Here is a 26,256-nt window from a genome sequence, read left to right as displayed (position 1 = left end):
TCTATGGCACGACTTCAAATTCCATCCTATATCATCCCTTCCCGGCGCGAAGTCCGGGGGATGAAATACGCTCCCCCCTTTACGCTGGGAGAAAATAAAATCGTAGGCACCTACAACAAGCGAACCGACCTGTCGCCCCCCGATTTGGTCGGCAAAGGCGGCCTGACCCATTACGGCGACGCCTATAGCGGAACCGGGGTTGACTATTCAAAACGGTTTGCTTTGCCCGGTGCTGGCTTGTTCGACGGTCTGGCGTCACCGGGTACCGCTTACGGTGGTCAAAATTTAACAGAAGAGAATGTAAAGAGTCGCGTAACCAACATGCCGCCCGACATCCTTTTGTACGGTGATCAGTTTTACGAAGACCCGCTTTATTTTCCGCCGAATTCCCAACAGGCCATCTGGTGGTATCAACGGGTGAAAGAACGCGGCCAGCAATTGGGCAAACCCTACCGGGCGTTCGGGCAATACGGCGATACGACAACGTACACCGTGAAAAGTTGGGAATCGGGCGTATTGCCGACCGATAACCGCTACCGGAAGTATTACGCTTCCTCAGCGATGGCGCGGACCTCCTGTAGCTATTTTAACCAGATGTGGAACCTTCGGGGGACGAATGTCAACGCGTATGCCTACAACTGGAGTTACGCCCAGGAATACTACATGAAAAAGCATTGCATGGAAGTCGTGCGACTCGGTCAAACCGACCAAACAGACCCGCTACTGAACTTCTGCATCCTGTTCATGTGGGCGCTGATTGAGGGCACGAGTGGGCGCGGGTACATGCACAACCTCAATCTCTGGGAAAAGGACATTGCCGGTGGGATTTACAAACAACGGCGGCATATGAATTGGGATTTTGATTTTTGCGTCGCTCTCATTTTTGCCGTGGGTTTTTGCGTGGGCAATGGGGTCATATACTGGGAGTCCGCTACCGAGGGGGTCGATGACACGAAAATGCCGCCCGTTAACGCCGATAACATTTGGGTTGGCGAAGGTTCTGCACCGTCAGCCACCAATGGTGCCCCGGCCAAACCGGTTTCGATTCTGGATTCGCTGTACGTGGCAACCGCCTGGTATAAGGCATGTGAACGCACCAACGGGCTACCGTGGGTGTACCTGGAGTATAAAATTGATGATGGGCCGTGGATCACTCCGGCCCCCGACGGAGCGACCATTCTGGAACATGCGGCGGCTGGTGCGACCGGTAGCGGCAGCACTCTCAAGCTGAAAGGCCGTGGGGACTGCATGGGTCGATTCTCCGGAACCGCCTATGACTTTTACTATTTCAATCCTGCCTTGGGCAAGCACCTGAGTGAAACTGTGACGGTTCGTTTCAGCAACGGCAAAACCTTCACCAATCGCATTCAGGGCAAGACAATGGGCGTATTCACCGAAACTGCATCTTAACTATGGCCCAATTAAGCCGAGCCGACCTCAAGGCAAAATTCGCCCCAGGCAAAAAGCCCACCGCTCAGGATTTCGCGGACCTGATTGACTCTTTTCTGTTGTTTTCAGAACAGACTGCTGCCAACTCAGCCATTTTCAATGAAGCCCTTGCCAACTACGATAACGACCTGAAGTCAGAAGCCCCGAATGGGGCAGTCGATACGTTGGGCGATGTGTTCAAGATTTTACAGGGGTGGTCCGATGGGGAGACACTGCTTGAAAGAATTGAAGACCTGGTGTCGAACGTCTATTGGCGCGACATCAAGGAGAAGCCGTATACCTTCTACATCACCTGGAGTGAACAGATCATTTCAACCGTGGTTTACGCGCCTGAAACCCCCAATTTCAAGTGGATCATTTCGGAGATTTCCGGGTTGCCCAACAGCAATAAATACCTCATAATGGACATGCAAATTAAACGTTCGTATGTTCCGCAACAGTCTTTCCCTGGCGCGTATGATAAGGCTGATTATATCCAGGCAATCCGGGTCGCCATTAATCCTTACTTCTATTACGACATATGAAAATCTGCATTTTAATCGTGAACCGGGTGGATTGCCAGTTGAGCGCCATGCCACCCGCCGACGAATTTATTAGGGCGTCAGCAGCCGGAAGCCCATTTTTGACCGACCCCCGGCAATTCGCCATGTACACCGTCAGCGTTTCGGATGAAGTGTACCAGGATGTTTTCGATCACCGTGGGAATGCCTACATTCTGGCTCCTGATCTGGCTCTGAAAGATGTCTCACAGATTGTCAATCCATCTCCTGCTTATTTCCAACTGAAAGACCAGACGCTGGAGCGCGTCATCGTCCCGGAAGAAACCCGTTTTAATTTTAAAAAGCTGGAGAAGTTGGGGATTTTGGAATGGAAGTTCTCCCAGGCTAAAAAAGGGCGTTTTGAGAGTTCCGCAACCGGCCAACAACGGTATTATGATGGTGGGGATTTTCTGACAGATTCGCTTATGTTCCGACAGGCTCAGGAAGATGGCCTTTTCCGGTGTGCAGTCTCGGAAACCGCTCAACTGTTGCCCGTGATGCACTCCAACCAGGATATAGTTGATGTGTCTGTAGACTTCAATACCTGGTACCAGGCACTGTATACGAAGTTCTACGCTTGCCAGCAAGCCGTGATGGAAGCGGAAACAATCGAGGCCGTGGATAGTGTGACCTGGTAAAATTTAAGCTGCGTTTAAATCTGGTTTAAAAAGACCGGCCGATGGCCGGTCTTTTTTTTGTTATTCAAACGGGTTCGCGACTTCAGTACAATGAACAGAAATCTCATTGATCTCTGGATCATAATACCTCATAGTTACTTTCCAGTATCCTGTTCCCGAATGCTTCATCTCAACTTTGAAAGCAGTTGATTCAATAGGAATGATGATTGTTTCCCCAATTGCGGGAATTAGATTGTTTTTGTTGAACCATTCAGTAAGCTCTTTCATGTACATGGGCTTACCGCGCTGCATTTTCCAAATGGAAACATTAGGCATAATGTGATGAGTTTGATTTCATGCAATTTAAGCTAATAACCCTATTTCGCTTGTTTAGCCAGTCAAAAAAAAGATCGTTGAATGTCGCGGAGTTTAAACGGGCTGGTGGTCAAAAATTGAAAAACGGAGCACTTTTGAGGGTTCCATTTTCGGGCTTGATAGGTCATGGCATTGGTCAAATTTGGGTGGTTGGTGGGGATGAGGAAGGGGGAAAGAGAGGGGTCAAATCTTCGATTTAAGACTACTTAATGGGTTTGGCCTGCTTTAGAAAGTCAAAAAAAGATCGTTGAGCAGGTAAAAACTTAAATGGGCCGATGGGCAAAAGTTGAAAAATGGGGCATTTTTGGGGCCACTTTTTTTCTGATGGGCAGATGTTGGGAGATTGCAAGTTTGGGGCAAAAATCGGGTTTAAGTGCAATTAGGGGTATACCTGAATTTTTACGGTTGGAATTGTTAAAATTTACATTTCGTTTTGTGCCTTATAAACGCTTGACAATTTCAAAACAAATCAGCTCCTTTACAGTGTATTAGATAAATAGTACACTAAAACTATGATCTCAATCAAAAACCTGACCTTTGGCTACTCACCGAAGAAAATCATGTTCCGGGATTTGAACCTGTCCCTCCAACCCGGCAACATTTACGGGTTGCTCGGAAAAAACGGGGCGGGAAAATCAAGTCTGCTGCGGCTGATGGGCGGTCTGCTCTACCCAACTGCTGGTACTGTCAGCGTGGCCGGTCATACCCCCGCCCGACGCGAACCGGCTTTTTTGCAGGAAATTGCGTTCATTCCCGAAGAGATTTACCTGCCCACGATTTCCCTCAACCGATTCATCGACACGATGGGACCCTTTTACCCGAAATTCGATGAATCCCAATTCCGGAAATACCTGGACGAATTCGACGTGCCGACGGATCAGAAGCTGACGGCCCTGTCGTACGGCCAGAAAAAGAAGATCACGATCTGTTTCGGACTGGCGACCAACACCCGGGTGCTGATTATGGACGAACCCACCAACGGGCTCGATATTCCGTCGAAAAGTCAATTTCGGAAAGTGGTTTCATCGGCCCTGGCACCCGACCGTTTGATCCTGATTTCGACCCACCAGGTCCGCGATCTCGATCACCTCATCGACGGCATCATCATCATCGATGAAAGCGAAATCCTGCTGAACCACTCCCTGGTCGATATCGGTGACCGGCTGATGTTCAGCACATTGAGCACCGTTACCGAAGCCGACCGGGTGCTCTACGCCGAACCCTCCCTGCGCGGTTATTCGGTCGTGATGGAAAACCTCGACCAGGAAGACAGCAAAGTCGATCTGGAGCGGCTGTTTAACGCCGTGGTCACCAACCGGGCCGGCATCAAGAACCTTTTTCGGTAAACCCATGAACTTTTTAGCCATCCTGCTCCAGCTACTGCCGGCCTTCCTGACGGATCTGCCTGCCCCACTCTTGTCCTTTGTCTCCTCCCTCCCCTCCCCGATCTGACCATGAATCAAACGTTCAGTTTTCACCGCTTCGGACTCGTTCTGAAACTTCACCTGTCCGAACACCTCAAATCGTATCTGCTGGGTATGGGCGTTCTGCTCGGTATCTGGATGGTATTGCTCCTGCCGAGTGTCGAGAATATCAACGCTTTTGGCGAATCGGTTTACAGAAGCCATAGCTTTATGTTCGGCTTCCTTTTCTGCGGAACCGGGGCCTGGTTCGCCAGCGAAGCCTTCAAGGTGGTCAGTACGCCGTTGCGGGGAATTCCGCACCTGATGCTCCCAGCCTCCCGGCTGGAAAAATTTCTGGTAGCGCTGTTGTTGCTGCTGGTCTTCATCCCGGTTTTTCTGGGGATCTTTTACGCCGTCGAGGGGCTTTGTTTTTCCCTGATCAACGCCAAACTTCCGGCATCCTCCCCCAAATACGAGCTTCTGAACCCGTTGGGACGCTACATGGATTCGTTTATGCGAAACCTGATGTTCATTACGCCCTCCTTTTTCCTGTTGGGTTCCATCTATTTCCCCAAACTACCGTTCGTCAAAACCGGGGTAATTGCTTTTACGCTGCTCCTGTTTACGACCATCTATTTAAACAGTTTCATCATCCGGCAACTCTTCCCCGCCCGCGACCGGTACGGTTCGACGCTGTTTCAGGAGGTGAGTTTTACGGAAGACGGACGCACCTATTTTGTGGAATTACAGGGCACTCCGCAACTAATCATTAATGGAATTTTACTGCTGATGATTCCTTCCCTGTGGTTTATCAGCTACGTACGTTTCAAAGAGAAACAACTCTGAGTATGGATTTTCTGGATAAAAAAGCCATTTACCTGCAAATCGCCGATTACGTCTGCGAAAAAATACTGCTCAGCCAATGGCCCCCGGGCGAACGGATTCCGTCGGTCCGCGATCTGGGCGTCGAACTGGAAGTAAACCCCAATACCGTCATGCGTACCTACGATTTTTTGCAGCAGAAAGACATCATTTACAACAAACGGGGCATCGGCTATTTTGCCGCCGACGAAGCGCCCGCACGCATTAAATCGTTCCGCCGGGAGCAATTCCTGGAAACCGAGTTGCCCCGCTTTTTCCGCAATCTCTACCTGCTCGACCTCCGTCTGGAAGACATTGAGGAACGCTATAAATCGTTCATCGAAACCGAGTTCAACGCCAACAAAGCCTGACCGGTTTTCAGGTTACGGTTTACAGGTGCTGGCGCGAATTGATCGGCCAGATCAAGGGTCTATACACAGGGCCTAATGCCATTAACCAACGATTGAAAACCGTAACCAGAAAACCCAAAACCGTATTGCCATGAAAACAAGCAATAAACTCCTCATCACGCTCTTTGTCGTTGGCCTGCTGACGCTGGTCGGAGCCAATGTAGCCCTGCGGGCCGAATACGACCAAATCGATTTCAAGAATCCATTTTATGGACTTTCCACGCAGAAAATCCAGCCGTTCCGGGTGCTGAAACTGGAAGGCGACAAAACCGGGGTTGGCCTGCTGAGCGTTCAGACGGGGAATACGTTTGAAATTCACCTGCCCGATAAATCGAAACACCAGTTCACGTATCAATCGAACGGCGACACCCTGACCATCCGCTACCGGCCCGAAAATGGAGCCGGGAAATCGCGCCCCAGTTACTCGTTTACTTCCAGTCCGGCCGCGGTCATCGTCGCTCCGGCGCTCGAAGCCCTCTATACCACGCAGATCAGTTGCAGCCTGAATAAGGTGGAAACGGGCAACCTGGTCCTTGTCCAGAAAAATGCGGGCGTTCTGCTGAGCAACAGCACGATCGGAAACCTGACGGTTTCGAATACGGAGGGGAGCGACCTGCACACCCGGGCAATCAACCAAATCAAAACCGCCCAAATCACCGCGTCGGACAGCTCCACCGTCCTCGTCGAGCGCGACATTTTTGGTTCACTGACCCTCGAAACCGATAGCCTGACCACCGTCAAACTTCCGGGTGGGCTGTTGAAAAAGCTGAGACAGTGATTTGTTGGTTTACGGTTTTCGGTTTACGGTTTCAGTACACGGTTTTCAGTTCTGGCACGAACTGGTCAGACAGGGCACAGCGCCATCCACAATGCCATAACCAAAGACGGTAAACCAAATACCAAATACTGAAAACTGAAAACCGTAAACCCTCCCTATTCCGGCTCGAGAACCGTCCGTTTTTCCGTGACGGTTTTTATTTTTTCGGGGGAGAAATAAACCGGGAAATAATCGTCTTTGGCCCAGATCGGGAACAGGTCGCGGTAATGCGGGCTGGCCGGATCGCCCGACTGGCCGGGGTTATTGATGCCCAGCGTTTTATCCCAATCCTGCGTATCGACCAGAATCCGAAAACTGGCTCCAAACTCCTGATTCAGACCATTTCCCGTGCTGTTGACGGTTTCCCCGTAGCCTCCGCGCGGCAGCGGCCCGATGGCCAGTTCCGACGCCTGCTGCTTCGTCATTCGATGGCTCAGCGGATGGGTCAGGTAGATGTGTTTGTTGTTCGTTTGGCCATACCACCAATGCGTTCGGTCGTACCCCAACCGCTCGGTGAGGTCGGTCATGGCGTTTTCCAGACTAACCAGCAGCAATTCCGGGCGGTCCACGTTTTTCATAAGGCCGCCCGAATCCGTCAGCAGCAGCTCCAGAAACCGCTCCGTTGGTAGCGACGGCAGGTAGTTCCAGGCTTTTTCGGACACCGTCAGGTCGTAAACCGCACGCTGTAACTGGGTTTCCCAGGCCACATACACGGTTGCCGGAATGGAACCAGGCTCCAGTTTCAGGTCCCAGTTGACGAGCTGCTGCCGCGCCCACTCCACCGGCTCGTCCGGACTCGACAACGCCCTCAGCAACGGAACCAGTTTGCGGGCCGGCACCGACAGGTAATCGGTTTGCAGGGTTTTGAAATCAGCGACCGAATGCTTCGGTTTACTCCGCAATACTTCCGTAATCCGGCTGGCCCGCGAGGGCGAAGACCACTCCCAGCCGATGGCATTTCGGAATTGAAAACCTTTTGGAATCAGGTTGTTATTGGCCGTCACGATAAAGCCTTCCGTCGGGTTTACGTTGCTGGGCAACTGGGCCACGGGCAGAAAACCGTCCCACTCAAACCGCCCATCGCCCGGAACCGGGACCAGCCCCGACCAGTTCCGGCGCACCGGCGAAATCCCGCTGGCCTGCCAGCCAATATCTCCTTTTTGGCCCCCCGAAGGCCGCCCCGCCCACACCATATTTTCACCAGGAATGCGGTTTTTCGTACACGCCTGCCGAAATTCCGCCCAGTTGGTCGCCTGATTCATTCGCAAGCTCGCCAGGTAGGGCGCACAGCCCGGTTCGAGCCACGCAGCCCGAACCGCGTACAGCTTCCGGTGTTTCCCGTCCTCAAAAACTACCGGCCCGTGCCGGGTGTATTTCAGCGAAACAACCACCGGTTTCCCGCCTTTGACGGGTATCGTATCACTGATGATCCGACAGTTTTCCCACTGTCCCCGGTATTTATACTGATTCGGTTGGGACGGATTGGTTTCGTACACGTACAGGTCCTCCACATCGGTCTCAAAAATGGTCAGGCCCCAGGCACCAAACGCGTTATGCCCCACCGAAACCCCCGGCAGGGCCGGTTCGCCCGCCCCCACCACATTCCAGCCCGGCGCGTTCAGGTGGACCCAATAACGTAGCGAGGGCACCGACTGCGCCCGGTGCGGGTCGTTGGCCAGCATCGGGAAACCGCTCGCCGACCGCGCCCCGCCCACCACCCAGTTGTTGGACCCGACGTATTTTCTCTGTTGATCAAACCAGACCGCTGCCCCTTCTTCCGTCGCGCCAAAACCCGTATCCTGATCGGAAAACCGAATGGGCAACCGAAAGGCTTCGTAGAGGTCGAGAATGGGTTGAAAAAGCTCCTCACCGTTCAGGTGCAGCGTCAGGTCCGGTTCTCCGGTTTTCGAAACCGGCTCAAACCACGCCAATTGCCGGACTTTTTCCGGTCCCAGCAGGTGAACCAGCCGCCCGTAATCCAGTTCGGTACGAATATTTTCGAGCAACCCCTGGTGACGGCTGACGACGACTTCCGGGGTCCAGAAACCGGGTTGGGTTTTCAGGATTTTAAATTCGACGGGCAATTGTTCGGGCGTCTGGTTGATGTGCCGGACATAGGCATTGATCCCTTCGACAAAAGCCGCCACGATTTGCGGACCGCGCGGGTGATAGTGTTTCAGTTCCTGCGCCAGATTGCCCCGGAATTTGAACAACCGCGCTCCCTGATCCCGTTTGAGTTCCTGCGGCCCCAGCAGTTCGGCCAGGGTTCCGGTGGCCTGCCGTCGCCAGATTTCGAGCTGAAACAGCCGATCCGAAGCCGCCGAATACCCCTGGGCAAAAAATAGATCATGCTCGTTTTGGGCGTAAATGTGCGAAACGCCCCAGCGGTCCCGCCGGATTTCGACCGGCTGGCGCAGGCCCGACCGTTTCAGGGTCTCGGTGGATTGCGTACAGGCAAATGGACTGCTGAACAAAAGCCAGCCAAGGAAGAGCAAAACCGTTAGACGCATACAAACTTCAAGAGCAGGTTTTCATCGCTTCAGAAACGCCAGCACTTCCCGCGCAAAACCTTCCGAACCCGAGGTGTTGCCGTGGTTGCCGGGTACGGTTTTCAACGTTGAATTGGGGAGGAGTTTGGCCAGATCGGCCGCGCGGCCGTTGTCCTCATCCTGATCGCCGGAAATGATCAAAACCGGAATGTTGACCTTTCTCAAGTCTGCCGGGCTAGTGGAGGGCTGCGCCTGTTGCTGAAAACCGAGTGCTAATGTGTCGAGTCCGCGGGTTTTGGCGGCATTCAACGCGCCCTGAAATTCGGGATGCAGGTGCGCTTTCCCACTGAACAGTTCGGCAAATGCCATCCGGCGCGACCAGTTTGGATCGGTAAAGTCGGCACCCATACCGCCCAAAACCGCCGAGCGCAGGTTTTTATCCAGCACCAGTAACCGGGCCGTAATGATCGAACCGCGCGAATACCCGACGGCATCGTAGCGGGTCAGCTTCAGGTGTTTCATCAGGGCCATGATGTCGCGGGCTTCGGCATCGTTGCGGTAGGCTGCCACCGTATGCGGTTTATCGGACAGGCCATTCCCCCTCAAATCAAGCTGCACCACTTGATAGCCCGCATCGAGCAGCGCCTGCCGCAGTACGGCTTTTTGCCAGGAACTGCCACTGCCCATAAAACCGTGTACCAGCACGACCGGTTTTCCCGCGCCGGTGACTTCATAATGAATTTTCGTTCCGTCAAACGACGTAAACAGCGGCTCGCGCGATGCCTGGGCCAACACGGCCGTCGGCAACACCAGCCAAAAAAGAGTAAGCAGGGTTTTCACAGGGTCAGGACATTTAGCAAGTAAGATACTAAAAACCTTTCAGGTGCCGCATGGTTAAGTATGGAAATACGGACCGGGCCGCGTAGGCCGTCCATAAACCCAGGAAGTTATGAAAGATCCGGAACTCATTGGGTCGCGGGCGTTTCGCCTGCAACCCGGGCTGTTCACCAACCAGAGCGGTGCGGCCATCGAAGACGACGATGAGGGCGAATTCGACGAAGTGGAAGAGGAAACCGATCTCTATGACGAACCGGTCGATGAGGACGGTGATCCGACCGGCGAACACGACCATCATCAGGACGATAATTACGCGCTCGGGGGCAAAGTTACCCGCAGCGGCACCTAACCTTTCACGTATGGAAACTTATAACCCAGCCGAAGACGAAAATCAGGGCGTAGCCACAACATTCGCCCGCAACAATGCCGACACGGGCAAAGAACAGGAACCCGAAATCAGTCCTTCGGGCAACTTACCCGGCCCCGAACCCGATTTATCGGACACAACCTTATACGAAGAAGAAAGCCACGAAACCGGGCTTACGAGTGAAGAGTGAAGAGTGATGAGTTGGCTGACGCACACTATTTATTTCAACTCTTAACTCATCACTCTTAACTCATCACTCTTTTTATTCCCACTCGATGGTAGCGGGCGGTTTGGAGGAGATATCGTAGACGACGCGGTTGACGCCTTTGACGCGGTTGATGATTTCGTTGGAAATATCGGCCAGAAATTCGTACGGCAGATGCGCCCAGTCGGCGGTCATCCCATCCACACTGGTGACGGCCCGCAGGGCAACGACGCGTTCGTACGTCCGCTCATCCCCCATTACCCCAACCGACTGGATGGGCAGCAGAATGGCCCCCGCCTGCCAGACCTGGTCGTAGAGGCCGTATTTTTTCAGGCCGTTGATATACAGGGCATCGACTTCCTGCAAAATCTGCACTTTTTCGGGGGTGATATCGCCCAGAATCCGAATCGCCAGACCAGGCCCCGGGAAAGGATGCCGTTTCAGGATGGCATCGGGCAAGCCAAGCGTCCGGCCCACGTTGCGGACTTCGTCCTTGAACAGCGTGTTCAGGGGTTCGACGATTTTCAATTTCATGAAATCGGGCAAACCGCCCACATTATGGTGCGATTTGATGGTAGCCGATGGGCCTTTCACCGAAACCGACTCGATAACGTCGGGATAAATCGTCCCCTGCCCCAGCCAGTCAACGTTTTCGACCAGATGCGCTTCGTGATCGAACACATCGATGAAGGTCTTCCCGATGGCTTTGCGTTTGGCTTCCGGATCGGTCAGTCCGGCGAGGGCTTTGTAAAACTGATCTTTGGCATCGATCCCTTTGATATTCAGGCCGAGATGCCGGTAGGATTCGAGAACATCCTCAAATTCATTTTTCCGCAGCAGGCCGTTGTCGACAAAAATACAGTAGAGGTTCTGGCCGATCGCCCGGTGAACGAGCGTGGCCGCTACCGACGAATCGACGCCCCCGGAGAGAGCCATCACGACTTTATCGTTGCCTAATTTCGCTTTCAGATCGGCAATCGTCGATTCCACAAACGACTCGGCGGTCCAGTCCTGCGAGCACCCACAGATATCAACCACAAAGTTTTTCAACAGCGTTTTTCCCTGCGTCGAGTGCGTCACTTCGGGGTGAAACTGAATGCCGTAGGTAGGTTCGTTTTCCACCTGAAAAGCCGCCACCCGCACACTTTCGGTCGAAGCGATAAGCTGGAAATTATCCGGAACCGAGGTAATGGTATCCGCGTGCGACATCCAGACCTGGGTGTTGGCTTCCAGTCCTTTCAGCAGCGTATTTTCCGTGTTCAGGGTACTGAGTTTGGCGCGACCGTATTCGCGAATGGACGACGGTTTCACTTCTCCGCCACTCGTATGGGCCAAAAGCTGCGCCCCGTAGCACACGCCCAGGATCGGCATCTTATGCCGGAAAGCGGCCAGATGGACCATGGGAGCATCCTCATCCCGCACCGAGCAGGGGCTGCCGGACAGAATAACGCCTTTAACATCGTGACTAATCGGTGGAATGTGGTTGTACGGATGGATCTCGCAGTAGACGTTGAGTTCGCGCACCCGGCGGGCGATCAATTGGGTGTATTGCGAACCGAAATCGAGGATCAGTATTTGTTCGGTTGTCATGGTACGTTTCTAAAACGCAAAATTAGGGTCTTTTTAGGAACCTGCCAACTTAATCAACCGAATACACGTTTTCCGGGTAAAATTCCGGAGTCACAGCCCGTTCCGGCGCTGTGACTCCGGAAAAATTTACCGGGTAAGGATTATTTTCCTAACAACCTTCTGACCGCTCATTTGCACGGCCACCAGAATCGTATGAGTAACTGGGGTGGGCACGTCCACCACTTCCTCGTGTATCCTGCCCGCGCCCGTAACGGTTTTCTGCCAGACCGAACGACCGGAAACATCGAAAATATGCAGGAAAGCAGGCTGTTGGTCGGGGACAAAAAACCGGATGGTAAGCTGTCCGTTGGATGGATTCGGATACACACTAACGGTTAACTGCACATCAATACTTTCGGCCGACAGGCGGGCCGCCTGGGTGCAGGTCACGTTCTTGGCACCACCGGGCAGGAAATAGGTCGTACCGACCACGCGTGCTTTAATGGCCTGGTTCTGCCCGGTTTTAAGCGAGGCTGGTGGGGCAAAATTAAACCCGTGTTCGCCGTTGCCCTTTCCGGCACTCTTCAGATCCTGCCGGAAATTAGACGCCACGATAGAACCCACCACCACGTTATTAGCCAGAAACTCGACTGTAATGGGGGCATTGGGATAGTCTTTGTTGTACACCCAGCCCCAGATGTTGTCGCAATGGGCCCCGTCCAGGCTCCCACCGTAATTGCTTCCCGGCGGGTTGGTCGAGGACGTGGGCGGAGTGTCAACGGGCGGGTTTTGGGTGGGCGGGTTCTCCGTCGGTGGGTTTTCAATGGGCGGTGTTCCGGTCGGCGCATTCTCGATGGTCACCTTATGGAAGGTAAGCGCCCGCATGCCCCGGGTATTTTTCAGGAAAGGGCCACTGAAGGGCGTTTTATAGGAATTCGGCAAATAAGTGATGGTTGACGCCGAAATCGGCTTTGTCAGCGTCAAGGTGATCCGGTTTCCCTCCGCTACCCCGCTGGCAATGACCCTTTCCTGCTGGACATTGGCATAATCGAAATAAATAAAATCCCGAATGTCCATTAGTGAGCCCTCAACGACCGTGTCCTGCTTCCAGACCATTTTTGCACCGGGTTCAAATTCGAGAACCACTTCTTTCATTTCGGCGGTCTTGTAATAGGCTTTCTGAATAGCCGGTGACGAGATTCCATTCACGTCGGTTGATTGGTACGCATCCCGTGCAATAAGCCGAAAAACTTCTTTAGCGAACTGATACTGCCCCTCCGGACCGTAATGAACTCCGGCGTAGGCCGGGAGTCCCACCGTCGCCAAGGGTTCTGTTCGCAGAAAGAGCTGTGAGGTTCGGCGCTGGAAATCCCGTAACTGAGCAGCTCCTTTGTTATTATCCGGCAGCAGATTCACCTGCGCCACGTAATACTTCCCGACATTGGGATAATCTTTCTGCCAGTTCCCAAAAAGGGTTTGAATGTCAGCTTCATACCCAACGGCCGAGCCGCCACCGGCTTCGTTTTCACCCTGCCGCCAGATGAAAGCTTTTACCCGATCCGCCACGCCCGCTTTCTGAGCCCAGTATAGAAGTCGACCGTACAAGGTGGTATAATCCGCCGGGTTGGCCGGGTTGCGATACATATGGCTCTTGATCGATGTGCCACCAACAGACGCGTTAATTAGCAACGTTGGCATATTGAAGTTTTCCAGAATCAACCGCTGAATCTCCATCCCAATTAACCCAACCTGCCCATCCTGCACATTGGACAACCGCCAGAGCGTATCCGGATTCGATCCGGTCGTGTTTCCGAACGTCCGGGTGAAATTGTTCCGGTAGCTGTAATTATTGGGAAAATAACCTGTCAGGTTGGACTGGCCATTACACAAAATAACATCCCCACACACAATATTATCACGGCTATCCACCAGAACCGAATCCTTTCCGTTGACCGCATAAACCATGAATTTATACTGATTCAGTCCGGCTTCGATTGTTGGGGAAAACTGTATTTGGGACTGTCTGCCATTTTTTAAAACCGCTATCCGCTGGTACTGCCACCGAACGCCATTTTTAAACACAACCACCGACGCGTGGCTGTAGGAACTGGTCTGAAGTTGCCCGACAATGGGAACGCTGGCTTTGTTCTGATTATCCCGGGGATATAACTGAAGATTTGCGGGCCATTTCTGCCATTTAACTTCAACTTGCGCAACAGACAAAAATGGAAACAAAAGTGGTATCAACCACCAGAAAGAGGTAGATTTTTTTTCATCAAGACGATTAAAGGATTGCCCTAAATAATCTGATTATGAGCATACCGACTAATCGTTCCCCGAAAAAGATACCACTATTTATTTTTCGGTAACAAGAACCGTAATAAGAAAGAAATTCACACGAAGTTTATGGATAAATCAAGTACTTCATCCGCATCTTTTTAAATTCTTCCAAACCAGGTTCCCAGGTTTTACGAATGGCACTTTCGGTTAAACCCGCTTTCAACTGCAACGGTAACTGATCGTTTCCGTATAATTTATAGATGTAATTGGTAGCCAGAAAAAACTTGTCCTTGTCGATGGCTTTCTCGTAAAAATCGATCAGGTATTTCAGTGTCAACCCCTGCTTCGTCGCATCGATGCCGGACAAATCCAGGCCATAACAGAGCTTGCCTTCCTGGGGAGGGTTGACGGCCCCCGGTTTATCGACCGGCGTAAACTGGTAGGAACCGAATTTCGGATTGTTGGGCCCGCCGATCACCTGAAACTGCTTATCCGTTCCGCGGCCCACGCTCACGATGGTCCCTTCAAACAGGCAGAGCGTCGGGTACAGCAGAATCGCCTGCTGATTCGGCAGATTCGGTGAGGGGGCCACCGGCAAGGTATACGGAAGCTGGTGGGTATAGTTTTTTACCGGCACCACGGTCAACGGGCACATCAGTTCGGCGCTCCCTTTCAACGGCTTCAGCCATTTTTGGCCGTTGATCATGCGGGCCAGTTCGCCCACCGTCAACCCGTGCAGAATCGGAATGGGGTGCATCCCGACAAACGATTTAAACTGCGGATTCAGAACCGGACCGTCGACGTAGCGACCATTGGGATTCGGTCGATCGAGGATAAGCAGCGGTTTGTTATATTCCGCACAGGCTTCCATCGCGTAGTGCATCGTACTGATGTACGTGTAAAACCGGGTGCCAACATCCTGAATATCAAACACAATCACATCCAGCGAATCGAGCTGTGCCTGCGTCGGCCGACGATTGGCCCCGTAGAGGGAAATGATGGGCAGTCCGCTCCGGGGATCGCGGCCATTGGCAATCAGCTCGCCATCGGTTGCCTGTCCGCGAAAACCGTGTTCAGGCGCAAAAATGGTTTTGATGGTCACCCCTTTCGCCAGCAGGGTATCGACCAGGTGCGTTTTTCCGATCACGGAGGTATGGTTCACAATCATTCCGACCCGTTTGCCGAGCAGGGCGGGCAGATACAGATTCAGTTGTTCGGCCCCGGTCTGAATTCCTTCCGAACCGCTGGTTACGGCTGGCTTCTGTTTGGTCTGGGCCTGGCAACCAAGGGAAAGTCCGAGGATACTGATAAAACAGGCGGTAAGAAGAAATTTTCCGAAGGAAGTCATAGGTACGGATCGTTGATTATTGCAAATTGTTATTTTTTTTGCGGTTTTTATCAAAAACCGGTTCCCGGTTGTCAGTTTTTCCGTTTATTTATCAAATTCGAATTCCTGATCCGGCTCACTACCGGCTAAACGCATTTCTACTTGAACGTTCCGTTTTTTATTGCCCAACGCATTCGCCACACGCCCACTGCGAGTTTTTCGGCCACCGTCACCAAAGTCGGAATTGCCAGCATTGCCATTGGGCTGGCGAGCATTATTGTGGCGTTTGCGGTATTGTTCGGGTACAAGGCCGGTATTCAGCAAAAGATTTTCGTGTTTGGCTCCCACATTACGGTTACTAAATTTTCGCTGAATAATTCGTACGAAGAAACCCCGCTGGCGGTCCAGACTCCGCTCTACAACCAGGCGAAGAACATCGGCGGAATCCGGCACATTCAGGGCGTGGCGACCAAAGCTGGCATGCTCAAAACCGCCGATGAACTATCGGGCGCTATTCTGAAAGGAGTTGGCCGTGAATACGACTGGAGCCTGTTTCGGAGCTCACTCGTTGCGGGCCGTTTGCCCGATTTTTTTAAGGACAGTGCCCAGTGTAATCCCAATTATTCCTGCCAGATTCTGATCAGCAAACGGATTTCCGACCGGATGCAGCTCGGTGTCGGCCAGGACGTTATCATGTATTTTATTGGCAACACGCTACGCCCCCGGAAGTTGCAGGTAACCGGCATTTACGATACGGGGCTGGAAGAAGGCGATAACGTCATGGTCATTGGCGACTTACGACTGATCCAGCAACTGAACAACTGGGGGGCCGATTCGGTGGGCAGTTACGAAATTTTTGTCAAGGATTTCAACCAGCTGGACGAAACCTACCGGGCCGTTCGCGAGGCCGCATCCCCGGACATGCGCCCCATGCGTGTCACCGACAGTTACAAACCCCTGTTCGACTGGATGATGCTGCTCGATCAGAACACCAGCATCTTTCTGATCCTGATCCTGTTTGTAGCCGGTTTCAACATGGTAGCCATTCTGCTGGTTCTGATGATGGAGCGAACCCCCATGATCGGTTTACTGAAAGCATTCGGCAGCCCCAACACCCTGATCCGGCGCGTCTTTTTATACGTGGGGCTCAACATGGTATTCAAAGGGCTGGTTATTGGCAACCTGGTCGGAATCGGTTTTTGTGCTCTTCAGTATTATTTTAAACTGATTCCGCTCGATCCCAAAAACTATTACATGGACACCGTACCCATTGCCTGGGACTTTGGCATCATCGCGCTGGTCAATGTGGTCACGATTGTTCTGATTGCCCTGGTTCTCTGGCTCCCGACACTGGTAGCCACCCGCATTCAGCCCATCAAGGCCCTGGTGTTTAAAAAATAAACCGGTGCTGAAAACCGCCCTAGCAATTTAACAGGCGGTTTTCAGCACCGGTTTATCCAATGCAGCCCTTACGGAGTCAGCAGGATCTTCTTACTCTGAACGGATTTGCCCTGGCGCAGTTGAATGAAAAATCCCCCCCGCGTTCCGGTCAGGTCGATGGTCTGCCGCTGCGTCCCGCCACCGGAAACCTCCTGGCGATACCACGACCGCCCCGACCCATCCACCACCGACAACGTCCCCGGCCTTCCCGCCGACAACCGGTATTCCACCTCAAAACGACCCGTCGACGGATTGGGCCAGATCTGTAAACCCGCCACAGTCTCCGCATCGCCCGACTCCCCACTCAACCGACTGCCCGAAGGACAAGTCAGGTCTTTCGGCGACCAGTTCAGTGTATAGCTGCTGTTCTGCACTTTCGCACTGATCTTGTAAGTTTGGCCCGTCTTCACACTGCCCGGCGTCACAAACGTGTATACGTGCGCCCCGTTGCCCTTGCCTGCATCCTTCAGATCCTGACGAAACTGATCCGCCATCGCCGTGCCGATCGACACCCCATTGGCAAAAAACTCCACCGACAGAGCCGCGTTGGGCTTGTTGCGATCCCACACCCACCCCCGAATACTGCTACACTCCACCTTATCCAGGTACCCCTCGAAATTCCCGGTCACCGTCACGGGGGTACTACCCGACCCCAACGGACTGATGCTTAAGCCCACCAATACGAACGCGCTGGCTCCCTGCGGATCGGTCGCCGTATAGGTCAGACTAAATGAACCGCTCACCGTTGGTGTGCCCGTGATCTGGCGGTTGCTGAACTGCAAACCGGCGGGCAAACCGCTCAACGTATACGTCAACGGATCCGCATCGGTAAAGGCCGGTAAACTGGCGGAAAAACCCACATTCACCGTGGCCGACAAGGGGCTCACCGCCGGGGCCACCGGCGCCACATTCGACGGGGTGCCCTCGCTGGGACAGTTCAGGGCTTTGGGCGACCCCTTCAAAAGGTAGTCCGAGTCTTTCACCTTCGCACTGAGTTGAATCGACACGCCGGTCTTGACACTTGATGGTGTCATGAAGCTGTAGGCATGGGCCCCATTGCCCTTGCCCGCATCCTTCAGATCCTGCCGGTAAATATCGGCCAGGGTGGTGCCAATCGACACGCCGTTGGCAAAAAATTCCAGCAACAGGGGCGTATTGGGTTTGTTGCGATCCCAGGCCCAGCCCCGAATCGTGCCACATTCGACCTTATCGAGGTAGCCCTCGAAGTTGCCCGTCACCGTCACGGGGGGCGAGACCGACTGCACCGTTAGCGCCAGGACAAGGGAAGTGCTGGCAGCCTGGGTATCGGTAGCCGTGTAGGTCAGGCTGAAGGAGCCGCTGACGGTGGGGGTTCCGGTGATCTGCCGGTTGCCGAACTGCAACCCATTGGGTAAGCCTGTCAGTGTATACGTCAACGGATCGGTATCGGTAAAGGCCGGTAAAGTGGCGGAAAAACCGGTATTGACGGTTGCCGACAGCGGTGTTACGACCGGAGCGATTGGAGGCTGGTTGCCCGGCGGGGGCGTTTGAGCGTCCGCGACGGTCAGAGCGATTAAAACCGGGGTAGTGGCCTGACCGTCGCTGGCCGTATAGGTCAGGCTGAAGGAGCCGCTCTCCGTTGGCGAGCCACTGATCTGGCGGTTGCTGAACTGCAAACCGGCGGGCAAGCCCTTCAACTCATAGGTCAGCGGGTCGGTATCGGTAAAGGCGGGTAAGCTGGCCGAAAAACCGGCATTCACCGTGGCTGATAGCGGTGTTACGACCGGAGCTACCGGCGGCTGATTGGTGGACTGGGGAGTGTTGCTTCCAACCACCAGCGTCACCGGCGTTGAAACACTCGACTGGCCGTCATTCGCGGTATAAACCAGATTGTAGGTGCCCGTCGCCGTTGGTATGCCCGAAATTTCACGGCCAATCAGATTAAAGGACAATCCATCGGGCAGGCCGGTCAAGCCGTAAAACAAGGTACCGAAATCTTCATCGTAGAACATGGGGAGTGCCCAGTTAAATTCGGTATTGACGGTTGCTGCCAAAGGACCGATTGGGGGCGCTTTCGGTAAATTCTGAACGGGTGGACACGTAAGACTGCGGGAAGATTGCTTCAAAATAAAAGAACTGCCCTGCACTCTGGCCGAAATGATATGCGCTTTATTGTCCTGTAACGATTTGGGCGTTGAAAAGGCGTAAGCATGGAAACCATTTCCTTTTCCGGCGGTTTTTAGTTCAGGCCGGTAAATGGTGGCCGGAACCATGGCCACCACTTTTTGCCCGTCCAGAATCTCCACCATAAGGGAGGTATTTGGTTTTTTGCCATCCCAGGCCCACCCCGAGATCGTACCACAACTGACGGTATTCAGATACCCATCGTATGCGGTTTGCTGATTGACCTGAATGGTCAGGGAATTGGAAAATGCGCTTTCGCAACCGGCGCCCTGACGGCAAAGGGCCTGATAACTGGTCGTCACGGCAGGCGTCACCGTGATCTGGCTGCCCACCTGCCCGGTATTCCAGACAACGGTATGAGCACAGCCCGTCGCCTTCAGGAGCTGGCTTTGCCCGGCATTGATGGCCGTAACACTGGCCGAAACCGTCGGGATGGCGGGCGGTCCCGGACAGGCGCCCACCAAGACGGTCGGCCCATAGTTGGCTAGCTCGTCATTGTTAAAAATTTTCAACCGGTAATAGGCGACCGCAGCAGCGTTGGCGTGCGTAAACTGATAGGATGTTTCCGTGGAGCTATTCCCGGTGGCGGTAACCTGCCCAACCTTGGAAAAGGCAACCCCGTCGGCGCTGTATTCAATCTCAAAACGATTGGCATTCTTCTCGAAACGGGTTGTCCATTGCAGTAGTTTTTCACTGCCCGATACCTGCGCCGTAAAATTCAGCAGACTGATTTCCACGGCCGAAGGATCCTCAGCCGGAAATTCGCTAAAATACTGATCCAGAAACGCCAGCCGCTTTTCTATCCAGGTTAAAACCGGATTAAGCTCATTGGTATTAAAGGATCCGGCCCAGCGGAGCCCTTCGCGCTTGTAGGCACCATCATTCGTTAAAGCGGTGACATTGTCGGTTAGATTTTTCCTGAAATTAGCGGTTGTCCAGTCGCTCTGCCGGAGGGCGAACCACCGCTTCCGCATCCGGCTTTTAAAACCGTTCGGATTGGTGGTCAACAACCGGTAAAACAACCCGTTGGTCCCAATTCGCTCCACGATATTATCCGTGGTTCCTTCCTGGTTGCCCATGGTTACATCCAAATCCCAGGGCACATAAATATACGGTTCATTTTCCTTGTACCGGACTACAAATTGATTATTGCCAAAATTATCATCAACTCCCCCAATGGCATTCAGAAACAGAAAATAATCAATCAGGTTATCGAGTCGAAACTTGCTACCAATCTGGCTCTTAAAGTCCGCATCCGACGATTTAACGACAAAGCTGGTCAGGTCAAAAAGCCGGTTCCAGTACGGTTCTTTCGGATAATCCATTTCGTAACCCGCCCATACTTCGGAGTTATTGTTAAAAGGAAGCAGCTCATTTTGGTTGAACACACTCGAATACGCCGACGCATCAGAACCGTAGCCCGACTTGTAGAGTTCACCCCGGATTTCGCCGTTATCTTTGGTTTTTTTAAGCTTGAGCTGTTTGCGATCCAAATCTTCGGTCAGCATATGAACGCCATTATAGGCGTTGTTGATAAACACGTCACAATAGCGATTTCGAATGCCCGGCAATGCGTCGGGTTCCTGCGACTTATAATACAACTGGTGCATTTTTATCCAGATTTTCCAGGCCGTCATATTATTGGCCCGAAGCGGCTCATTATACATGGCTTTAAAAAACCACTTGCTGTCTTCCCGCATGCCCAGCAATGACGTTTCAAGCTCTTCCTTGCCCTCTGTATCTTTCCAAAGCTCCATATTGTACGACTTTTTCGGGTGCATACGGGAGGTATTGCCCCGGATGCGAATACCCATGCTGGCCGTAAAGAGGGGGGCTGCCGGATCGGCAACAGTCACTGTGCCTTTCGTCCGGTTTTCGTCATCGCTAATCGCTACACTATTGGTGTTCAGTGCGATGATGGAAAAATTCGTAAAGTAGAGCTTATAATTTCCGTTACTGCTACCGAGCGCATACTCTTTCCCTACCTGCAACGCTTCGCCCGTTCCGGCCAGCGTATAATTCTTATCAAAAACCAGGGTAACCGACTGGGGCGTCGAGGGGACGCCGGGAATTCTATTGCAAATGATCAGTTTCAGTGCATTGTCAACCTGATAATACCCCGGCGTTATCGTAATGGGCTGTGCATAGAGCGGGCTGAATGAAGCTAGAAGCAAGCCGACTAAAGAGAATACGGTTACGTTACGTGTGTAGAGACGTTTCATATAAAATAGGACAATTTGGATTACTGGACACTCCGACACCAGGTACAGAAAATAAATGCCGAGGTCTTTTCAAGGATAAGTAGTATTACAGCAATAATGTCGATATCCCCTAGCGTAAATCGGAAAACGCGAAAAGACATTTTAGCATTTTAAAACAGGCATTAAGTACTTATAAACAATACATAGTAACCATCACTTCCTCAAAGATGAGTACCGTAAATTACTGGCAGATATTTTTACGTACAAATATAATCTTTTTAACAAAAGCTCCTGCAAGCTTCCACTTTTATTAAAAACTAAAAATACAGGAGTCAATTCTATTGAAAAATCGCCCGGGAGACAAGAAAAACACGATGCAATTATCAAACGGCAGCAAATTTATTTTCCTATTTTATAACCGTTTATTCGATTTATTATACTTTCAACTACTACTCAAAAGTGATATAAGTATATACCCCCTATGTAATGAACGGAGTAGTATAAACGAAAAGCATATTCAGTTTAAAAAGTAAATATCTGAGAATACTATCTGCCTATTACTTAACTACTATTACCTGAGCGTCAGAGAACGGTTTTGACTTCATATGACTTTTTTTTGCCATAGTTAAAGACAAAAAAAAAGTCTGATAAAACCTCGGTTCTTACCAGATGTTCCGGTTTAGACGTATGCGAACTGCGCCAATGCTATTTCCCAATCATACATCTTTCACAAAGGTGTTGTTTTGCCGGTCTTAGAGGAATGATAAAAAAGCCTGGTACTCCGGCCGGGTTTCCGGTAGCGGGCCGTCTTTTGCTTTTTACCTTGATAGTACAGAACTAGGCCTTCCCTATAACCAATTTCAAAGTTGCTGGCACAAACACATTGCCCGGCAAAAAAATAAGCCAAATCGCTTTGGCTTATTAAATATCTCTGACGATCAAGGCAGTGGCCTAATAGCGCTCGACTTCGAATTTAGAAACTCCGCCTTCGTACCGAATGGTTATTTTCTTGGTTGTACTTCCGTATCCCGGCGTCTGGTAAATCCCGCCCCCGAGGTTCTCAAACCCATCGAGTTTCTTCAGCGTCAACGCCCCCTGCGTCTCGACCTGACAGCCTACGGTTTTCGGCACTTTCAGCCTGACGGCGGTTACCCCGGATTCAATCTTGATATCGGTCTGCGGAGTCCGATCGCCCAGTTTCAATTCCACATCGGCGGCCCCGGCCCCCAGTTTCACCGACCGGACCGCGTAGGCACTGAGGTCGAAATTGGCCTGCCCCGCCCCGATCCCGAAATCGAACGACCAGGTGGGTTTCGGATTCAGCCGCAAATCCACCAGATTAACCAGTTCGCCCGATTTCAGACTCACTTCATCATCGTCCAGCTTCAGTTCAATTTCCGCCGAACGGGATTCGTCACTCCGGTTAACTGACATGCTGTATTTGCTGACGCTCATCCGGGTATCGGCCGAAATCAAACTATCGGACGATGAACCAATGTAAAACCGCCCGGCCCCACTCTCAAACTTCAGCGTCGCCTGCTGAATGACCGAATCCATCGGTTCGGCAATGTGGCTGGTCTGAACCCGGGGCCGATCGTGGTCGTCCCTATCGTTAGCATCGTCATCATCATCCGACTCGTGGTTATCGTCGTAAGAATCATACCGGTCGTGATTCCAGTGATTGCCCCGAAACGCCCCGACAATCGCCAGCGGAACCGAAACGGCCAGTAAAACAGTGGTGACCAGAGCCGCACTGGCGTTCTTTCGCGCAAACATCAGATTCAAGCCGGCCAGAATGATCAGGACGGGCCAGAAGCGGGAAAAGAAGCTCCAGTCAATGTCAAACCAGCCGTAATTCTGCCCCAGGAAGACCACGCCCAGCGTGATCAGTAAAATGCCCCAGAATAAGCCTGTTCGATTCATGGTGGGTCAAAGCGGTTGCTGTGGAGGATTGTTGGATGTATACGGGTCGCTGGTGCCGTACGGATCTGACCCGCTGGTGTAGCGATCGTTCGGGGGCGGAGTATTGTCGTCACGACGGTTCCGGTCCTTGGCAATCAGCCAGGCCCCAATACCAATCAGAATCAGCGGCCACATGTCTCCAAAGTGGATGTCGAACCAGCGATCGAGTAAAAACAGGAAACCGATCCCTACCAGAATGGCCCCGCCAACGAGGTTACCATTGCGTTCATTCGTATTCATAGTTGTGTACAGATTAGTTAAAGGTTGAGATTGAAGCGTCGAATAATAGCCGGAAACCCGTTCCGGTAAGACAATCCACAAGATAGCATAAATTATCAGCGACGGCACATGCGGCAGGAAAAACCCGGCGACAAACAGGCACCGGATTAACGTCCGGTCGATATTGAAGTAATGAGCCAGGCCGGCGGCAACTCCACCCAGCATAGCCTCGTTTCGAATGCGTTCTAAGCGTTTAGTCATGAGCGTATTAGTTAAAATACGCTGTAAACGTAGAGCGGTTTTCGGTAGCTTGAAAGAAAAGAAAGGAAGAATGGACGCGGATTCGGATGAAAGTACGGATTACATGATAATAGGTAATACATACTACCGGGTAAAACCTAATAATTCAATCGTCAGTTTCGAGGACTTCCAGGATGTCCATCAGCTCGCCGAACTCGCGTGACCCGGGCCGGTCTTCTTCCCCACCGGTCAGCGCAATTCCCTGAACGGGCAGTTCGGCCAGTAAATCATGGATCGATTCCGTCGAAAAACCGATGCCGAGCAATATCGGATACTGAGCGGCCAGTTTTTTCAGGACGGTTTTCAGCTCGTCATCCAAATTAATCTGGCTTTTGCTTTCGAGCAGGTAATAGTCAACCTGGTCGGACTGAATGGACGAAAAATACGTTTCCAGCTGATCGAGCGTCAGCAGCGACAGGTCGGCTTTCAGAATAATCCGGCAATCGAAGATCGACAAATAGGGCAACAACGCCGGTTCTTCGATTTGTAAGACATCGGGTTCGTACAAGGCCAGCAACCGTTCAATTTCGAGGGCGTCGATCGATACGGTTTCGCCCACGATATGCAGTCCGGCCACCCACGACCGGATTTCTTTAAACTTCTCCGGCGCAACGTATTGCTGCGACTGTTCGTCCATGGAAAAACCCAGCAAATCGACACCCATGCCCGCGCAGTAACGAGCATCGCTGAGGTTGGTAACATTACTAATTTTGACGATTGTCTGAAGAGCCATACGAAAAATAAGGACCGGAAACGGTCCGAAGCAAAGTCCAAGTATTCGGCAAAAGTAAAACCGGTTTCTCCTTTCAACGCATTCAGGCCCGAAATATTCCTGAAAAGCCGGCCCGACTCCGCCCGGTTTTCGGCTTTAGTTTGAAAAAAAGCCCCTGGTTCAGCCTGTTTCCAGCGGAAATCAGGCCGAACCAGGGGCTCGTCATCCGGTTTTAGCCGGTCTTAATACTTCATTTTTTGCGCATCCGGCAAGCTCGATACGTGATTCATTTTACCCCGCCGGAATTCCGTGTACAGGCGTCGGATATCATCTTCCGAATCTGCAATAAAGGGCCCATGCGAAACGATCGGATCGCCCTGCGGCTGGCCGGCATACAGGATGATCCGCCCCCCCGACGCGCCGGCGGTCAGTTTCAGCTCGCTCAACACCGGTTCAGCGAATCGATTGAGCCAGCCCACCTGATCCGGGTGCAGCGTTTGGTCGTCGCCCACCTGGATACTGCCTTCTATCGCGTACAGAAAGGCGGTGTAGGACGCCGGTAGGTGCTGCACGGTGGTCACACCCGGTTGCAACCGGATATCCGCGATGATGACGGGGGCATAATTCTGGACGGGCGACGAAATCCCCGCCAGTGACCCGCTGTACAGATGGATCGCCAAACCGTCTTCCACGACTTTCGGAACCCGTTCCGCCGATAGATCCTGAAGCCGGGGGGACGCCCAGCGGTCCTTTTTCGGCAGATTCAGCCACAACTGCAAAAGCCGCATCCGGGTATCGCGGTCGATCGTTTCGGTATGCACGATCCCGCTTCCGGCCGTCATCATCTGAAAATCCCCGGCTTTAAGCTGATGTTCGCCGTCACCCATTGTCCCTTCGAGCAGCAGCGTAACAGTTTCAAAACCGGCATGCGGATGTGGCCCGCCGACGGGTTGCCCTCCTTTTTTATCAAGCCTATCATCCATCAGGAGGATAAACGGATCGCTTTCGGAAAAACCGGTTTGAATAACGGCCCGGGCGGTGTGATCGGGACCCAGAAAGCCCGGTCGGGCGGGCGGTGTATGAATCGTGACGAGTTTACGTTCGATGATCCGTGTAGGGGATGGTGTTGATTGCATTTCCATAGCGGTAGTCCATTAAGAGCATCGCGCTTTTAGTGCATTGGCGCCAGCTCATTGTCTCATTGTCTACAAATTTATGTATATTTGCTATCATTTTGTAAGTACTATACAAATGGATAGCTCTATACTTCAGGATAGTCAATCAAACGCACCGGCAAAACCGGTGCAGCGGGAACATTCCGAATGCATGGGAATTCTGCGTCCGATCCGCGACGCGCTGGACGTGCTGAATGGCAAATGGAAGCTCCCGATCATTGTCGCCCTGACATTCGGGGAGAAACGGTTTGGGGAGATTTCCCGGGAGGTGCACGGCATCACGGATCGGGTCCTGTCCAAGGAGTTGCAGGATCTGGTGATGAACGGGCTGGTCAAACGGACGGTCACCGACACCTTTCCCGTCAAGGTAACCTACGCATTGACACCCCACAGCGAGTCCCTCCAAGAGGTCATCGACTCGCTACGCAAATGGGGCGTGCTGCACCGGACCTACCTGCAAAACGAAGATCGAAAAGCTTCGTAAAATCGGCTACAGCATCCCTATGCCGATTAGAAACCACTTTTAATCCAATTTTTGA

22 protein-coding genes are annotated in these 26,256 nt (G+C 52.4%); 11 read left to right on the top strand and 11 right to left on the bottom strand.

Annotation, left to right across the window (positions count from 1 at the left end):
• Nucleotides 1-3 precede the first annotated feature (3 nt).
• From ACFPMF_RS01655 to ACFPMF_RS01645, 3 genes are read left to right on the top strand one after another with little or no spacing between them, the layout of a single operon-like run.
• Nucleotides 4-1,410: a hypothetical protein gene (locus tag ACFPMF_RS01655; protein ID WP_379840687.1), complete on the top strand. Its 1,407-nt coding sequence runs from the start codon at nt 4-6 to the stop codon at nt 1,408-1,410.
• Nucleotides 1,411-1,412: 2 nt separating this feature from the next.
• Nucleotides 1,413-1,973 (top strand): hypothetical protein, encoded by a 561-nt coding sequence (locus ACFPMF_RS01650; RefSeq protein ID WP_379840686.1) that lies wholly within the window; start codon nt 1,413-1,415, stop codon nt 1,971-1,973.
• On the top strand, nt 1,970-2,626 hold the full coding sequence (locus ACFPMF_RS01645; RefSeq protein ID WP_379840685.1) for a hypothetical protein: 657 nt from the start codon (nt 1,970-1,972) through the stop codon (nt 2,624-2,626). The genes ACFPMF_RS01650 and ACFPMF_RS01645 overlap by 4 nt, the downstream gene beginning before the upstream one ends.
• Nucleotides 2,627-2,686: 60 nt before the next feature.
• Here ACFPMF_RS01645 and ACFPMF_RS01640 read toward each other — a convergent pair whose 3' ends face one another.
• Complete coding sequence (locus tag ACFPMF_RS01640) at nt 2,687-2,941, bottom strand: hypothetical protein (RefSeq protein ID WP_379840684.1); 255 nt, start codon at nt 2,939-2,941, stop codon at nt 2,687-2,689.
• Nucleotides 2,942-3,492: 551 nt separating this feature from the next.
• Here ACFPMF_RS01640 and ACFPMF_RS01635 point away from each other — a divergent pair.
• The 4 genes from ACFPMF_RS01635 to ACFPMF_RS01620 all read left to right on the top strand — a co-directional run bounded on the left by ACFPMF_RS01635 (nt 3,493) and on the right by ACFPMF_RS01620 (nt 6,432).
• Entirely contained in the window at nt 3,493-4,326 is an 834-nt protein-coding gene (locus ACFPMF_RS01635) for an ABC transporter ATP-binding protein (RefSeq protein ID WP_379840683.1), read from the top strand.
• A 108-nt stretch (nt 4,327-4,434) separates the two neighbouring features.
• Nucleotides 4,435-5,229: a hypothetical protein gene (locus tag ACFPMF_RS01630; RefSeq protein WP_379840682.1), complete on the top strand. Its 795-nt coding sequence runs from the start codon at nt 4,435-4,437 to the stop codon at nt 5,227-5,229.
• 2 nt (nt 5,230-5,231) lie between these two features.
• The gene (locus tag ACFPMF_RS01625; protein WP_379840681.1) at nt 5,232-5,615 is read left to right on the top strand and encodes a GntR family transcriptional regulator; all 384 of its coding nucleotides are present in this window, start codon (nt 5,232-5,234) and stop codon (nt 5,613-5,615) included.
• A 130-nt stretch (nt 5,616-5,745) separates the two neighbouring features.
• Nucleotides 5,746-6,432, top strand: a complete 687-nt coding sequence (locus ACFPMF_RS01620; RefSeq protein WP_379840680.1) for a hypothetical protein — start codon at nt 5,746-5,748, stop codon at nt 6,430-6,432.
• 155 nt (nt 6,433-6,587) lie between these two features.
• Here the strand turns inward: ACFPMF_RS01620 and ACFPMF_RS01615 are convergent, their stop codons facing one another.
• Together ACFPMF_RS01615 and ACFPMF_RS01610 are read right to left on the bottom strand one after the other, a co-directional pair.
• The gene (locus ACFPMF_RS01615; RefSeq protein ID WP_379840679.1) at nt 6,588-8,981 is read right to left on the bottom strand and encodes a penicillin acylase family protein; all 2,394 of its coding nucleotides are present in this window, start codon (nt 8,979-8,981) and stop codon (nt 6,588-6,590) included.
• Between the two features lie 21 nt (nt 8,982-9,002).
• Nucleotides 9,003-9,800, bottom strand: a complete 798-nt coding sequence (locus tag ACFPMF_RS01610; RefSeq protein ID WP_379840678.1) for an alpha/beta fold hydrolase — start codon at nt 9,798-9,800, stop codon at nt 9,003-9,005.
• A 109-nt stretch (nt 9,801-9,909) separates the two neighbouring features.
• Between ACFPMF_RS01610 and ACFPMF_RS01605 the strand changes: the two genes are divergently transcribed.
• The gene (locus ACFPMF_RS01605) at nt 9,910-10,146 is read left to right on the top strand and encodes a hypothetical protein (protein ID WP_379840677.1); all 237 of its coding nucleotides are present in this window, start codon (nt 9,910-9,912) and stop codon (nt 10,144-10,146) included.
• Nucleotides 10,147-10,156: 10 nt separating this feature from the next.
• Nucleotides 10,157-10,354 (top strand): hypothetical protein, encoded by a 198-nt coding sequence (locus ACFPMF_RS01600; RefSeq protein WP_379840676.1) that lies wholly within the window; start codon nt 10,157-10,159, stop codon nt 10,352-10,354.
• A 72-nt stretch (nt 10,355-10,426) separates the two neighbouring features.
• Here the strand turns inward: ACFPMF_RS01600 and guaA are convergent, their stop codons facing one another.
• The 3 genes from guaA to ACFPMF_RS01585 all read right to left on the bottom strand — a co-directional run bounded on the left by guaA (nt 10,427) and on the right by ACFPMF_RS01585 (nt 15,566).
• On the bottom strand, nt 10,427-11,959 hold the full coding sequence (gene guaA, locus ACFPMF_RS01595; protein ID WP_379840675.1) for a glutamine-hydrolyzing GMP synthase: 1,533 nt from the start codon (nt 11,957-11,959) through the stop codon (nt 10,427-10,429).
• 126 nt (nt 11,960-12,085) lie between these two features.
• Nucleotides 12,086-14,161, bottom strand: a complete 2,076-nt coding sequence (locus ACFPMF_RS01590) for a sialate O-acetylesterase (RefSeq protein WP_379840674.1) — start codon at nt 14,159-14,161, stop codon at nt 12,086-12,088.
• Nucleotides 14,162-14,342: 181 nt separating this feature from the next.
• Nucleotides 14,343-15,566, bottom strand: a complete 1,224-nt coding sequence (locus ACFPMF_RS01585) for an exo-beta-N-acetylmuramidase NamZ family protein (protein ID WP_379840673.1) — start codon at nt 15,564-15,566, stop codon at nt 14,343-14,345.
• A 141-nt stretch (nt 15,567-15,707) separates the two neighbouring features.
• On the opposite strand from ACFPMF_RS01585, the gene ACFPMF_RS01580 reads away from it, so the two are divergent.
• Entirely contained in the window at nt 15,708-16,946 is a 1,239-nt protein-coding gene (locus ACFPMF_RS01580; RefSeq protein ID WP_379840672.1) for an ABC transporter permease, read from the top strand.
• Nucleotides 16,947-17,014: 68 nt separating this feature from the next.
• Here ACFPMF_RS01580 and ACFPMF_RS01575 read toward each other — a convergent pair whose 3' ends face one another.
• From ACFPMF_RS01575 to ACFPMF_RS01555, 5 genes are all read right to left on the bottom strand, one after another.
• Nucleotides 17,015-21,322, bottom strand: coding sequence for a CotH kinase family protein (locus tag ACFPMF_RS01575; RefSeq protein WP_379840671.1), 4,308 nt, complete (start codon nt 21,320-21,322; stop codon nt 17,015-17,017).
• A 978-nt stretch (nt 21,323-22,300) separates the two neighbouring features.
• Complete coding sequence (locus ACFPMF_RS01570; protein WP_379840670.1) at nt 22,301-23,272, bottom strand: LiaI-LiaF-like domain-containing protein; 972 nt, start codon at nt 23,270-23,272, stop codon at nt 22,301-22,303.
• A gap of 6 nt (nt 23,273-23,278) precedes the next feature.
• The gene (locus ACFPMF_RS01565) at nt 23,279-23,791 is read right to left on the bottom strand and encodes a PspC domain-containing protein (protein ID WP_379840669.1); all 513 of its coding nucleotides are present in this window, start codon (nt 23,789-23,791) and stop codon (nt 23,279-23,281) included.
• 145 nt (nt 23,792-23,936) lie between these two features.
• Nucleotides 23,937-24,563, bottom strand: coding sequence for a beta/alpha barrel domain-containing protein (locus ACFPMF_RS01560; RefSeq protein ID WP_379840668.1), 627 nt, complete (start codon nt 24,561-24,563; stop codon nt 23,937-23,939).
• Nucleotides 24,564-24,784: 221 nt separating this feature from the next.
• Nucleotides 24,785-25,684 carry a pirin family protein gene (locus tag ACFPMF_RS01555; RefSeq protein ID WP_379840667.1) on the bottom strand — a complete coding sequence of 300 codons (900 nt, stop codon included), beginning with the start codon at nt 25,682-25,684 and terminating at the stop codon, nt 24,785-24,787.
• Between the two features lie 109 nt (nt 25,685-25,793).
• On the opposite strand from ACFPMF_RS01555, the gene ACFPMF_RS01550 reads away from it, so the two are divergent.
• Entirely contained in the window at nt 25,794-26,201 is a 408-nt protein-coding gene (locus ACFPMF_RS01550; RefSeq protein WP_379840666.1) for a winged helix-turn-helix transcriptional regulator, read from the top strand.
• The last annotated feature ends 55 nt before the right edge of the window (nt 26,202-26,256 follow it).

The organism is Larkinella bovis, from assembly GCF_042655385.1.
Classification (GTDB): domain Bacteria; phylum Bacteroidota; class Bacteroidia; order Cytophagales; family Spirosomataceae; genus Larkinella; species Larkinella bovis.
Note: the sequence above shows the minus strand (reverse complement) of the source record. Positions and strands in the feature narration are given on the sequence as shown.